Origin of the sequence: Arthrobacter sp. B6 (assembly GCF_001663775.1) — a bacterium.
Taxonomy (GTDB): Bacteria; Actinomycetota; Actinomycetes; order Actinomycetales; family Micrococcaceae; genus Arthrobacter.
In genome coordinates, this window is the sequence record NZ_KV467169.1 from 788,263 (window position 1) to 801,820 (window position 13,558).

A 13,558-nucleotide genomic window follows, 5' to 3' on the forward strand; every position below is an offset into this window, starting at 1 on the left:
TATTGACTTGATGGCACATTATTGCTGTGACACTACAAGCATGTCCGGAGAACCACTGATGCGAAAAGCCTCGGCCCTCTCCCGCTTCGTCGCATCCGGGGTCGCCGCAGGCGTCCTCCTGTGCGGTTGCGGGCAGCCGCCCCCTTCGTCGGCAACTACGCCCACAGTGCAGGCAACCGCATCCAAACGGTATGTGGCCCGCGGCGATGCTCCGCCGCAACTGGTTGCCGGCACCGTTTACCGGAATCCGGCCAGTGGAAGGGATGAAGTGGTGATCCCCGACATCAGCCGGACAGCGCTGCTGATCGGCGATTCCCAGTCCGAACCCGTGATTGGTTGGCCCCGGCTTGGGCTGGCAGCGGTCGGATATAAGGTTCACTTCTGTGGGCTGGGCGGTACCGGCTTTGTCGCCTCGAACGGCGCGACAGGGAACTACATTGACGCCCTGCAGCGCGGCGACTGGAAGCTGCCGTACGGGACTCCGCCTCTGATCGTCATCCAGGGCGGCGGCAACGACGCCGGCAAGGGCGCCACGGACACCCAGATCGTGGCCAACGCGGACCGCCTTATCGCGGCCCTCAACAAGCGGTATCCGGGGGTCCGGAAGATCCTGATCGGCACGCTCGGGCGCGGCGTCGACTACGGCGGAGGCCGCCGCAGCGAGGTGGACGCCCTCCTGGGCACCGTGGCGGCCAGGCACGGCATGCCGTTCGTGGGGGTTGGCGACTGGCTGACCAGGTACGGCCTCACCCAGAACCTGATGGACGCCGTCCACATGAACGCCTCCGGCCACCGCTCACTGGGCACAGTTCTCGAAGGCCGGCTGCGCGAACTCGGCATCACGGCACCCCCCGATGAGGGGGCCGCTACCCTGGCAGTCGCCAAACAGATTGTGTCCGTTCCCGAATAGTCCTTAGCCCTGATGGAGCCGGCGCCCAACCGGGCACCGGCTCCATCAGCTTCCTACGGCCGGGCTGCCGTCATGGGGCAACCGACATCAGGCCACCTCGGGCGGAAGCATCAGCTTGGCTCCGGGGATGGCGTTGAGCAGTGCCTTGGTGTAGTCCTGCTGTGGGGAATCGAAGACTTCGTCCGTGGAACCAGTCTCCACCAGCTTGCCCTTTTCCATAACGCAGACGTGGTCAGCGATCTGCCGCACTACGGCCAGGTCATGGGTAATAAAGAGGTACGTGAGGCCCAGGTTGGACTGCAGGTCGGCCAGCAGGTTCAGTACCTGCGCCTGGACCAGAACGTCCAGCGCGGACACGGCTTCATCGCAGATGATGACTTCGGGGTCCAAGGCTAGTGCCCGCGCAATAGCTACCCGCTGGCGCTGGCCGCCCGAGAGTTCGTTGGGATACCGCTGCATGGTGGACTGCGGCAGTGCCACCTGGTCCAGCAGTTCGCGGACCTTCTTCTCCCGGCTCACCTTGTTGCCCACCTTATGGGTCCGGAGCGGCTCCTCAATGGTCCGGTAAATGTTGTACATCGGATCCAAGGAACCGTAGGGATCCTGGAAGATCGGCTGTACCCGGCGACGGAAAGCAAAGATCTGCTTGCTGTTGAGGGTAGACGTATCCACGCCGTCGAAGATGATCTTTCCGGAGGTGGGCGGCAGCAGGTTCAGGACCATCTGCGCAACTGTGGACTTACCGGAGCCAGACTCTCCCACGATTGCCGTGGTGGTTCCGCGCTTGACACTGAAGGAGACGTTGTCCACCGCGGTGAAATCCGTGGACCGCCCCAAACCGGACCTGAGCTTGAAGACCTTGGTCAGATCTTGGATCTGGAGGACATTCTCCGTCATACTCGGCTCGACAAGCGCCTCGGTCGGTGCCAGGAGCTCATCGCTTTTGAGGCCGAGATCCTTGGCGACCTGGATACGCCGGGATGCCAGCGACGGCGCCGAGGCCACCAGCCGCTGGGTATACGGATGCTGTGGGTTTTCGAGCAGTTCAAGGGACGGGCCTGCTTCCACCACCTGTCCGCGATACATCACCACCACCTTGTCCGCCCGTTCCGCAGCAAGGCCGAGGTCGTGGGTGATCAGGAGGACTGCAGTCCCCAGCTCGGAAGTCATACCCTCCAGGTGGTCCAGGATCTGCCGCTGGACCGTCACGTCCAGCGCCGACGTAGGCTCGTCGGCGATCAGCAGCCTGGGCTGGCAGGACAGGCCGATGGCGATCAGGGCACGCTGGCGCATGCCACCAGAGAACTCGTGCGGGTACTGCTTGGCACGGCGGTGCGCGTCCGGCAGTCCGGCTTCGGCAAGGACTTTGGCGATATCTTCCGGCGCACTGGGGCGTCCGTTTGCCCGCAGCGTTTCCTTAACCTGGTACCCGATCTTCCACACGGGGTTCAGGTTGGACATTGGGTCTTGCGGGACCATGCCGATGGTGTTTCCCCGCAGCTCGATCATCCTTTTTTCGGAGGCGTGTGAGATGTCCTCGCCGTCAAGGAGGATCTGCCCGCCGGATATCCAGCCGTTGCCGGGAAGTAGGCCAATCGCAGCGAGGGCGGTGGTGGACTTGCCGGAGCCCGACTCGCCCACGATGGCAACAGTTTCTCCCGGCATGATGGTCAGGTGGGAATTGCGGACGGCCTGGACCTCACCTCCGCTGGTCTTGAACGTTATGGCGAGGTCTCTGATCTCCAGCAGGGGCCGCTCCGCCGGCATTCCAACCTCATTGAAACTAACATCTAAAGCGCTCACGTGTGCCTCCTTCATCGCTGGCGACTCTTCGGGTCAAGGGCATCTCGCAAGGCATCGCCAAGCATGATGAAGCTCAGGACCGTGAGCGTCAGGGCCGCCGCCGGGTAGAACAGAACCGACGGGTTGGTGCGTATTTGTTGTTGGGCCGCAGCGATGTCGTTACCCCAGGACATGATGCTGCCCGGCAGACCAATGCCGAGGAACGACAGTGTCGCTTCGAGCACAATGAAGACACCCAGCTCCATAGTGGCCAAGACAATGATCGGGGCCAAAGCATTGGGGAGCACATGGCGGATGAGCGTCTGAATGTTTGATACGCCCAACGACCGGGCGGCCGTAATGAAGTCAGCACCCCGCACTTCGATAACTGCAGCCCGGGTGATGCGAGCCATCGACGGCCACCCGAGTAAGAGAATGACGATAATGACGGTCCAGACACTCTTGTTGTCCCGGAAGAATGGCAGCTGCGTGACCACCAGGGCACCAAGAACGATCGGCAAGGCGAAGAAGATATCACCCAGTCGCGCAATGATCACATCAACCCACCCGCCAAAGAAGCCTGCCAGTGCGCCCAAAGTCACTCCGATGATCAGAACGCAGATGACTGAAAAGACACCGACCATCACCGACGCGCGCGTGCCGTAAATCACACGCGCATAAACGTCGCAGCCTTGGAACGTGAACCCCAGCGGGTGGCCGGCACGCGGTCCACCTTGAGAGTCAGCCAACTGACAGTTATTGTCAGGCGCCGTCTGCGTAAACAGGCCGGGGAACAACGCGACAATCACAATCAGCGTGATCAGGAGTGCCGCCACAATAAACAACGGACGTTTCCGCAATTGCCGCCACGCGTCTTGCCAAAGGCTCAGCGGAGCCTGGTCCTCTTTGAGCGCGTCCGTTGCCAGCAGAGGGGTGTCCTCCAACGGCGCCACGTAGTGCTCCATTTGACGGTTACTTTTCATAACGAATCCTTGGGTCAAGCCAGGCGTAGAGCAAATCGACCAACAGGTTGGCGATGACAAAAACGAGTACCAATACACTCACGATGGCAACGATGGTGGGTCCCTCGCTTCGAAGAATCGACTGGTAGAGCTTTTGGCCCACACCGGGGACGTTGAAGATACCTTCGGTCACGATGGCACCTCCCATCAGACCGCCGAGGCTCGCCCCCAAATAGGTCACGACGGGGATCAACGAGTTGCGCAGGATATGCGTGACCACTACGCGAGGCCGGGACAAACCCTTGGCTGTGGCAGTACGGACGTAATCCGCATTCATGTTTTCAATGACGGAAGCCCGCGTGAGGCGCAAGACGTAGGCAAATGACCCGAGCGCCAGGGACGTGGCAGGTAGCACGAGGGTGCTCCATTCCGCATCCGACCCGACAGTCGGCTTGGCCCAGCCCAGCTGCACACCGACGACGAGCTGAAGAACGAAGCCAAACACAAACACGGGAACAGCGATGACTACCAGCGAGGCCAGGAGGACGGTGGAGTCAAAGAGCTTGCCCTTGCGGAGCCCGGCGACCAAACCAAAGGCGATTCCGAAAACTGCCTGAATGGCCAGGGCCTCGACGGCAAGCATGGCCGTAACAGGGAAAACGCGTGCGAGGCTGGCAGAAATAGGCTGTCCCGTGAAATCCACACCCAGATTGAGCGTGAAGATGTTTTTCAGGAACAGCCCATACTGCACAAAAAACGGCTGGTCGAGGTTGTACTGCTGGCGGATGGCCACAATCACAGCCTCGCTTGGGGGGCGCTCTCCAAAGAGAGCCCGCACGGGGTCCCCGGGAAGGGCGAACACCATGAAGTAGACGAGCAGGGTGGTCCCCAGAAAAACGGGGATGACCTGCAGCAGGCGGCGGAGTATGTACTGGATCACAGCAGTACCTCCGCGGCGGATGGGTGATGTAACGGAATCATTCGGTACAGCTTCCTGCCGGTGTCAACGCCATGGGGGCCCAGCTCAATGGCCGGACCCCCACTGGCTTTTTGAGTAGGACGGGTTCAGAGGACTTACTTGGCGGTGATGTTGTGGTAGAGGATGACGCCCTTCCAGCCGCTGTCCACGTTGGTGACGTTCTGGCTCCACACGACCTGGCGTGCCTGGTACCACAGCGGAAGGTTAGGCAGGTCCTGGAACAAGATCTCCTGGGCCTCGGTGAACTTGGCGTTGGCGTCATCCGTGGACTTGGCGGCCAGGCCCTCATTGAGGAGCTTGTCGAACTCGGGGTTCGAGTAGCCCTCGTAGTTGGCGCTGGCACCGGTCCTCAGGAGCGGGCCAAGGAAGTTGTACAGCGACGGGTAATCAGCCTGCCACCCTGCCCGGGCGAAGCCTGGGAGGGTCTTGGACTTGCGCAGGTCAAGGAGCTCGGCAAACTTGGCGAAGGCCTGCCCCTCGGCCTGGATGCCAAGGTTGTTCTTGAGGTTGTTGGCGACGGCGTCGATCCATTCCTTGTTTCCACCATCAGTGTTGTAAGCGAGCTGCAGGGTCTTGCCTGCAGGCCACGGGCTGATGGCATCGGCCTGCTCCCAGAGCTCTTTCGCTTTAGCGGCGTCGAACTTCAGGACGTCGGAGCCTTCAACGTTTTCGTTGTAGCCATCCACTGCCGGGGAGGTGAAGTCCTTGGCGGGAATTCGCGTGCCGCTGAAGATGACCTTGGTAATCTCGTCGCGGTTGATGGCCTTGGAAATGGCCTGACGGCGCAGCTTGCCTGCCTCGCCCTGGAACTCGGGCAGGTACCCCGGAATGTTCAGGGTTGCGTTGCCGGCGTACGGCTTGTTCAGGTGGTTCTCCGGGAAGTCCGTGGTGTAAGTCTGCAGGGCGTTCGTCGGAAGGACGTCCGTGACGTCCAGGTTGTTGGCCTGGATGTCCGTGTAGGCGGGAGCCGGGTCCGTGTAGAACCTGAAGGTCACGCCACCGTTCTTGGCTTCGCGGGAGCCCGAGTAGTCCTCGTTCTTGACGAGTTCGATCTGGCTGTCATGCTGCCAGGCACCTTCCTTGGCCATCTTGTAGGGGCCGTTGCCCACGGGGTTCTCGCCGTAGGCCTTGGGGTCAGCAAGCGCCGCTGAGGGAAGCGGCATAAAGGCGACGTAACCAAGGCGCAGCGGCCAGTCGGCCTCAGGCTGTGCGAGCCTGACCTCGATGGTCGAATCGTCTTTGAGGACCAGGCCTGAAAGCGTCTCTGAGGTCGGGGCAGGGACCTCGGTATCACCCTCCTTGGCGGTGGCGCTGACGGCCTCGTAGCCCTCGATGGACTGGAAGAAGCTGCTGTTTGCCTGGGCGTTGGTGCTCAGAGCGGCGAAGTTCCAGGCATCCACAAAGCTCTTGGCGGTGACTTCCTCGCCGTTGGTGAACTTGGTGCCGGTCTTGACCTTGATGGTGTAGTTCTGGCCGTCAGGGGATTCGATGGACTCAGCAAGCGCATTGACAGACTTACCACTGGGGTCGTAGCTGGTCAGGCCTTCGAACAGCAGTTCGACCACGCGGCCGCCGTACACCTCGTTGGTGTTGGCTGGCAGCAGCGGGTTCTGCGGTTCATTGCTGTACGCGGTGATGACCTTATTGGGGTCGCCGGCGGATTGGCCGGCGCCGTCATTGCTGCCGCCTCCAGCGCCGCAGCCGGTCAGGGCGAGTGCGGCGATTGCCACGATGCCCAGTGCTTTGGAAGTGCGCGTGAAACGCATTCCGCCTCCTATGAGTTGTGGGAGATGTTGAGGGGAAATCTTTTGCTTCCCCGCAGCCTGGCCACGGTCTTGCAGTGTGACGCAGGCTACATAAACGAGTAGCCTAACCGCACTAGTCCAAATACTGGAACTCCGTTGCCAAACCGTAACCAGTTAATCGGCATTAGCTGACGGAAGCGCAGGAGTTGTGCAGGTCACATGTTACTCGCAAGTAGACTCAGCGCCGAATCGGCCCGGCTACCCCCGCAAACAGCGCTGCACAGGCGCGCGCTGCGCGTAGTGGTGCGCTCATCCAAGTGTTGTGGCTGTGAAGGACTCTTCCCGTCACTCCGGGCGTTTGCCGGTTATTGCCAGCTCTCACGCGATGACAACCGGCCGGTCCGTTGGGCGCATTCGAGGTTGAGGAGTCGGTGGAGGGTCACGGCAGCCCTGGGGCTCGCCGCTTCCCGGGCCTGCTGATCGCAGCCGGGTCATCGTTCGTGAACGGCACAATTCGGCCCGGCGATCCCCCCGGGTCCTGTGCGCATACCGGGGGCCGGGCCGGTCGAGATCATCCGGGCCAGCAGCTACCTTCCATGCGATCCGCCGCCGCGGGCAGCGCGCTGCCCTGAATCACCCGTCAGAAGGTCCGGCAGGCGCGCCCCCTCCCGACGAATATTCAGCGCCCTACTCTTTCAGGCGCCACTCCCACACGTTCCACCACACGCCCAGGGGGCCGCCGCTGGGCTTCACGCCGGTAATGCGTCCGGCAACAGCGGTGGTCCCGGCGGTCTGATACAGCGGCAGGCCATAGTCGCTTTCCCAAACCCGTTTATCTATTTCAGCCATCAGCTCGGCCTGCTTGGCCAGGTCCGTGGTGGTGGACAGCTGTTCCATCACCCTGTCCGCGTCGCCGTCGGAATATCCGTTGAAGTTGCTCCCCGCACCGGTCCGGAAAATCTGTGGGACCCGGCCAACGCCCACCCCGGTACTGATCCAGCCGAGAATGGCCGCGTCGTAGGTGCCGCTGCCGAGGGTCCTTGCCCAATCGGCGCTGCCCTGCCCGGCGTCGATGACACGGAATCCGGCGAGGGCCGCCGAGTCGCGGATCAGCTCAAAGGCCTGCACGCGGTTGGGGTTGTCCCGGTTGTACAGGATCCGGACTGCAGGGGTCTTCCCGTCCAGAAGCGACACAGCCCCGTCGATGTCCGTTTCCGCGTACTTCGACGACCCGTTGTCCTTCACGGTGTCGGCGTACTTGGGGTGGGATGGCAGGAAGACGTGGGAGTCAAGCGGTTTGGCGTCTGACACCAGGTCCCCGACAATCTCTTCCACGATCTCCTGCCGCGGGACCGTCTTGAGGAACGCCTCACGGACGTTGTCCTCGGCGAACGGACCGGAAAAGTTCAGGTCGAGGTGGTCATATCCCGACTGGCCATAGCGCTGCACAGCGATTCCCTGACCCTCGAGCCCGCTGAACAGGTCCTCGGACCCTGCGGAGGGCTGGGGCGAGATGATGTCCGCCCGGCCATTCTTGAGTGCGTCCACAGCCGCCGTCACAGCACCGGTGAACTGGATGGTGACATCGTCCAGGTAGGGTTCCGGACCCCAGACATAGTCCTTGTTCCGCACCAGCGTCACAGAAGTCTCGGGCACGATATCCCGCACAATGTAGGGACCATTGGAGAGGTACACCGCAGGATCACCAGGCAGCGTCTTGGCGTCAAATCCGGTGTTCCAGAAGTTGCTGACCGCCTGCAGGCCTGTGTTCAGCGCCGCTTTCCTCGCGTCACCCCGGGGCGAATCCCGCAACAGTTCCACGAGGTCATCCTCGTCGTTCAGTCCGCTTTTGGCAGCCACAACATGGGCCGGAAGACCGACGTCGAAGGCCACTTCCCAGTCAGCGTAGGGAGATCCGTATTCCAAAGTGATGGAACGGCCGTCCGCCCCGATTTCGGGAAAGGCCGTGGTTGCCAGGCCGCTGGTGTCCGACGCTGCAGAGAAGTACTTGGTTCCTGTGCCGGCAGCGGGGTCTGCGTCGTCGAAGTAGCCTGACCCCGCCGCCCACGCCAGCACAAGATCACCGGCGTCCACGGCTTCACCATCAGACCATTTCACGCCTTCATTGACCGTGTACCGTACCTTCAGCGGCTGGTCGGAGACCTTCTCATACCGGCCGAATTTCTCATTCCGAACCACTGTTGCGGAGTCGTCAATGTAGTAGAAACCGGAGTGGGTGGCATGCCAGAGCTTGGAATTGATGTCGGTGTTGCCGTCCGTGCTGAACGGGTTGAAGGAGGAGAGTGCATTGACTTCAGCCACCGTGGCGCTGCCACCGCGTTTTGCCTCGCCCACTGCCACGGGCACGGCTCCCCCGCCGCCGGAACAGCCGGCAAGAATCACCGCCGCCGCCGCTGCACTGCTGATGAGCCCGATCAGACGCCTGAGAGGCATGCCGTCTCTCCTTATGTGTTCCCTCTGCTCGAGGGGGCCCGTGGCTTCCCCAGGATCACGTCCAATATCCTTCAGTAAGGATACTTCGTATGGTGCGGGGCCAGCACCAAAAAGCTGCCCGGTTCCGTAATACCGGCACCCTCCGTACTACACGTTGAAGCGGAACTCCACCACGTCGCCGTCGGCCATCACGTATTCCTTGCCTTCAATGCGGACCTTTCCGCGGGACTTGGCCTCGGCCATGGAACCGGCCTCGATCAGGTCCTTGAAGGAAACCACTTCGGCTTTGATGAAGCCACGTTGGAAGTCCGTGTGGATGACGCCGGCCGCCTGCGGAGCGGTATCGCCCTGGTGGATGGTCCAGGCGCGTGTTTCCTTGGGTCCGGCGGTCAGGTAAGTCTGCAGCCCCAGCGTGTGGAAGCCCACGCGGGCCAACTGGTCCAGGCCGGACTCGTCCTGGCCGTTCATTTCCAGCATTTCCCGGGCTTCTTCCTCGTCCAGTTCCACGAGGTCGGATTCGAGCTTGGCATCGAGGAAGACGGCGTCTGCGGGGGCCACCATGGCCCGCAGCTCCTCCTGCTTTTCCGGGCTGCCCAGGATGCCTTCGTCCGCGTTGAAGACGTAGATGAACGGCTTGGCCGTCAGGAGGCTGAGCTCCTTGAGGTGCTCCATTTCCAGCTTGTCGCTCTTGATGGACGCGAAGATCGTGTCGCCACGTTCCAGGACCGCCTGCGCGGCCTTAATGGCCGCCAGTTCAGCCGCTTCCCGCTTCTTGATCTTGACTTCTTTTTCGATCCGGGGAATGGCATTTTCAATGGTCTGCAGGTCAGCCAGGATCAGCTCGGTGTTGATGGTTTCCATGTCCGAGCGGGGATCCACCTTGCCGTCAACGTGGATCACGTCAGGATCATCGAACACCCGGACCACCTGGGCAATGGCCTCGGCCTCACGGATGTTGGCAAGGAACTTGTTGCCCAGGCCTTCGCCCTCCGACGCGCCCTTGACGATTCCGGCGATGTCCACGAAGGACACCGGAGCAGGCAGGAGCCTCTGCGAGCCAAAGATCTCGGCGAGCTGCTTCAGCCGCGGATCCGGCAGGTTCACGACGCCGACATTCGGCTCGATCGTGGCGAACGGGTAGTTCGCTGCGAGCACCTGGTTGCGGGTCAGTGCGTTGAAAAGAGTTGATTTGCCGACGTTGGGCAGTCCGACGATGCCAATAGTAAGAGCCACGAGCATTGATTCTACCCGCAGCAGGCCAGGAACCTTCCAGCGGACCGTCCGTGGTGGCCGTCCGGACCGGGTGGACATCCTGCCTGCCGGATTGCAGCTGCCGGGAATTGTCACAGGGGCATGCCAAAGTGAGGATATGGATGCTTTCGCCGTGATTCTTGCCCTGTTGATGCTGCTGGTCGGCGCTTTTGCCGGTGCCGCCGCCACCTACTTTTCCTTCCGCCGCCGCGCCCATGCGCTTGAGGAAGATTTCGACGCCGTCTCGTCCCGCCTTTCCGAGGTCAGTGCGCAGTTTGCGGCAGCCGACGCCGAACGCCGCCTTCTGAGCATCCAGAACCGGGAGCTGGGCGAGTCACGCAGCCAGGACGGGAACGTTCTGCGTGCGCTTGCGCCGGTGGCGGAAAAACTGACAGCCGTGCAGCAGCAGGTATCACTGCTGGAGCGTGACCGCCTCGAACAGTATGGCCAGCTCGCACAGCAGCTCCAGGAGGCCCGCCTGTCCGACGCCCAGCTGATCCGCTCCACACACGCACTCGAAGCGGCCCTCCGTTCCAACAGCGCCCGCGGACAATGGGGCGAGGTGCAGCTGCGCCGGGTCGTCGAAGCATCGGGGATGCTGAAGCACGTGGACTTCCTGGAGCAGGTCCACAGCTCCGGAGCAGACTCAACGGTCCGGCCGGACCTCGTGGTCCAGCTGCCCGGGGAGAAGCAGCTGGTGGTGGACGCCAAGGTGCCCTTGTCCTCCTATCTTGCTGCCCAGGAGCTCGGTTCCGGTTCGGGTGCAGAACACCACCATCATCACGCGGACGGCGGCAACAGCTCGCAGCAGGCCTTGCTCGCCGCCCACGCAAAAGCCCTCCGCGCCCACGTGGATGCCCTGAGCAACAAGAAGTATTGGGACATTCCAGGGAACACGCCGGAGCTGGTGATCTGCTTCCTGCCGGCCGAATCGATCCTGGCGGCCGCGCTCATGGCGGACGCGACCCTCCTGGACCATGCATTGTCGAGGAACGTGGTCCTGGCGTCGCCCAGCACCCTGCTGGCTGTGCTGAAATCGGTGGCTTTCACCTGGCGCCAGGATGTGCTGACGGACAGCGCGCGTGAACTGTTCGAATTGGCCCGTCAGCTGTATGAACGCATGGGAACCCTGGGCGAGAACGTCGGCAAGCTGGGCTCGTCCCTGAAGTCCTCAGTGGACCGGTATAACTCTATGGTCGGTACCCTCGAGGCCCGGATCCTGCCGACCGCGCGGAAACTCAACGCCATGGACGAAACCGGATTGCTCACCCCGCCCTCGCTGGAAGCAACGCCGCGGTCACTGGCCGCCCCGGAGCTTCAGCAGGACGGGAAAGCGGCCTGACGTTGCCGGGGAGTGGTCAGCTGCGGGACCGGCGTCCGCCGAGCGCCCGGCTGACGTCTCCGGCTTCCTTGAGTGTTGCGCGAAGCTCCTTGGGCAACGAGAAGAGCAGGTCTTCCTCTGCCGTGACAACTTCCTCCACTGCACCGTAGCCATAGTCGGCGAGCAGCCGCAGGACGTCCTTGACCAGGACCTCGGGCACGGAAGCCCCAGAGGTGACTCCCACAGTCGCCACGCCTTCAAACCATGCCTCGTCCACTTCGTTGGCAAAGTCAACGCGATAGGAGGCCTTGGCACCATATTCCAGGGCAACCTCCCCCAGCCGCACCGAGTTCGAGGAGTTGGCTGACCCCACCACAATGACGAGGTCCGCCTGGGGCGAGATCTTCTTGATGGCTACCTGCCGGTTGGTCGTGGCGTAGCAGATGTCATCGCTGGGCGGATCCTGGAGGGTGGGGAACCGTTCCTTGAGAAGCCGGACGGTCTCCATGGTTTCGTCAACGCTGAGGGTGGTCTGGGACAGCCAGATGACCTTTTCCGGATCGCGGACCGTAACGTTGTCAACTTCATGCGGGCCGTTGATGATCTGGATGTGCTCCGGGGCTTCACCGGCGGTTCCCTCAACTTCCTCGTGACCGTCGTGGCCGATGAGGAGGATGTCGAAGTCGTCCTTGGCGAAGCGGACGGCTTCCTTGTGCACCTTTGTCACCAGGGGGCAGGTGGCATCGATGGTGCGCAGCCCGCGGTCCTCGGCGGACTGGACAACGGCGGGGGATACGCCATGGGCGGGGAAGATGACCAGGGCACCTTCGGGTACTTCGTCGGTTTCATCCACGAAGATAGCGCCTTGTTCTTCAAGAGAACTCACCACGTGGACGTTGTGCACAATCTGCTTGCGCACATATACCGGCGGCCCGTAGTGCTCCAGGGCCTTTTCCACCGCGATGACGGCCCGGTCCACGCCGGCGCAATAGCCGCGGGGAGCGGCGAGCAGGACCTTCTTGGGGCCGGTTACCGGTGCCGCCGCAGCCACTTCCTCGGGCGAGCGCCGCCTTCGCGGGACAGTTGGCATCGAGAGGGAAACTGCGGTGGAAGTCATTGCTCCATGCTACCGGGTGTGGGCCCGCCGCCTCCGCGAGGCCATCCCGATCACCAGGCCGGCCGCCAGAAGCACGCCGCCGGCAACCGCGGTTCCCGTGGTCCAGGACTGGAAGCTGCTTGACGCCGAGGCCACGAATTCGTCCTTGAACATGTCGGCCACCTCGTTGCCGCTGGCCGTTCCCAGCACGGTGTCACGTGCCAGTTGTGAGCCGAAGGTCCAGAAGGCGGCCAGCAGCAGCCCTCCGAGGCCGACCCCGAAAATGACAGTCCAGCGCCGGCGTGCCGCTACAAGGGCAAGGACAAAAGCGATTCCTGCGCCGATCGCCAGCGAATAACCCAGCGGGGCGTAAGCGGACAGGCGCTCGATCCACTGGCGCTGCTCCGGCTCTCCAACGTTGATCAGGGCCTGCTCCGGCGCTTCCAGCGTCAGTCCCGCTGTCCGTGAAAGCTCCTCTGCGGCAAGGGCAACGAGAGGGGCCACGTCCAGCCTGATCGAGGCGGAGGAGTCCGCTTCCGCCGGGAGCGAGGCGGGGTCGGCAAAGTTCAGGCGATGGCTCTTCCGGAGCGTCTCTTCCCAGGCCGCCGGGTAACCGGGCAGCCCGGTCAGGGAGCCCGCCGCAGCTTCGACCACGGGTTGGACGAGGCCCGCGAGGGCGTCCGGGACGGAGCTTGTGTCGATGGTTCCCACAGCAGCGACGGCGAGCCGCTCCTGGAAGTCGGCGTCCTGCCCGAGCGGAGCAGACAGTGCCACAAAGCCATCCTCCTGCACCACGTTGAGGTCAACCCAGACCGCGGGGACCGCCACGGCTGACAGCAGGACGCCGAGAATGACGGCTACGGCTGAAACGAAGGTGCGCAAAGGTGCTCCTAACTGGTTGCGGGGCCATCCTATGCATGAAGCCTGGATAAGGAATGTCCGCCTCGGGTGGTAAGGCTTATGGATAAGGTTGAATGAACAGCCGCCATTCAAACACGAACCGCCAACTGCCGAACAAAGGACCGCCATGCCGCAAGCCACAGCTTCCCGGGGCAGCG

10 protein-coding genes are annotated in these 13,558 nt (G+C 62.6%); 2 read left to right on the plus strand and 8 right to left on the minus strand.

The annotated features are described in order from the left end of the window. Positions 1-40 precede the first annotated feature (40 nt). Positions 41-910, plus strand: coding sequence for an SGNH/GDSL hydrolase family protein (locus AU175_RS18275; RefSeq protein WP_231938650.1), 870 nt, complete (start codon positions 41-43; stop codon positions 908-910). A gap of 87 nt (positions 911-997) precedes the next feature. Here AU175_RS18275 and AU175_RS18280 read toward each other — a convergent pair whose 3' ends face one another. The 6 genes from AU175_RS18280 to ychF form a co-directional block, all read right to left on the minus strand. Beyond that, the gene (locus AU175_RS18280) at positions 998-2,677 is read right to left on the minus strand and encodes a dipeptide ABC transporter ATP-binding protein (RefSeq protein ID WP_066292977.1); all 1,680 of its coding nucleotides are present in this window, start codon (positions 2,675-2,677) and stop codon (positions 998-1,000) included. A gap of 47 nt (positions 2,678-2,724) precedes the next feature. Beyond that, a complete protein-coding gene (locus tag AU175_RS18285) occupies positions 2,725-3,675 on the minus strand; it encodes an ABC transporter permease (protein WP_066292979.1) in 951 nt (316 codons plus the stop codon). Next, on the minus strand, positions 3,665-4,594 hold the full coding sequence (locus AU175_RS18290) for an ABC transporter permease (RefSeq protein ID WP_066292981.1): 930 nt from the start codon (positions 4,592-4,594) through the stop codon (positions 3,665-3,667). Before AU175_RS18290 ends, AU175_RS18285 begins: the two co-directional genes overlap by 11 nt. Before the next feature lie 134 nt (positions 4,595-4,728). Then, positions 4,729-6,399: a peptide ABC transporter substrate-binding protein gene (locus tag AU175_RS18295; protein WP_066292985.1), complete on the minus strand. Its 1,671-nt coding sequence runs from the start codon at positions 6,397-6,399 to the stop codon at positions 4,729-4,731. Positions 6,400-7,065: 666 nt separating this feature from the next. Beyond that, positions 7,066-8,832 (minus strand): ABC transporter family substrate-binding protein, encoded by a 1,767-nt coding sequence (locus AU175_RS18300; protein ID WP_066292988.1) that lies wholly within the window; start codon positions 8,830-8,832, stop codon positions 7,066-7,068. Between the two features lie 147 nt (positions 8,833-8,979). Further along, a complete protein-coding gene (gene ychF / locus AU175_RS18305; protein WP_066294453.1) occupies positions 8,980-10,065 on the minus strand; it encodes a redox-regulated ATPase YchF in 1,086 nt (361 codons plus the stop codon). 136 nt (positions 10,066-10,201) lie between these two features. On the opposite strand from ychF, the gene AU175_RS18310 reads away from it, so the two are divergent. Next, positions 10,202-11,425 carry a DNA recombination protein RmuC gene (locus AU175_RS18310; RefSeq protein ID WP_066294455.1) on the plus strand — a complete coding sequence of 408 codons (1,224 nt, stop codon included), beginning with the start codon at positions 10,202-10,204 and terminating at the stop codon, positions 11,423-11,425. A gap of 16 nt (positions 11,426-11,441) precedes the next feature. Here the strand turns inward: AU175_RS18310 and AU175_RS18315 are convergent, their stop codons facing one another. Together AU175_RS18315 and AU175_RS18320 are read right to left on the minus strand one after the other, a co-directional pair. Beyond that, entirely contained in the window at positions 11,442-12,521 is a 1,080-nt protein-coding gene (locus AU175_RS18315; RefSeq protein WP_066292990.1) for a 4-hydroxy-3-methylbut-2-enyl diphosphate reductase, read from the minus strand. Between the two features lie 9 nt (positions 12,522-12,530). Beyond that, positions 12,531-13,382: a hypothetical protein gene (locus AU175_RS18320; RefSeq protein ID WP_066292991.1), complete on the minus strand. Its 852-nt coding sequence runs from the start codon at positions 13,380-13,382 to the stop codon at positions 12,531-12,533. Positions 13,383-13,558: the final 176 nt, after the last annotated feature.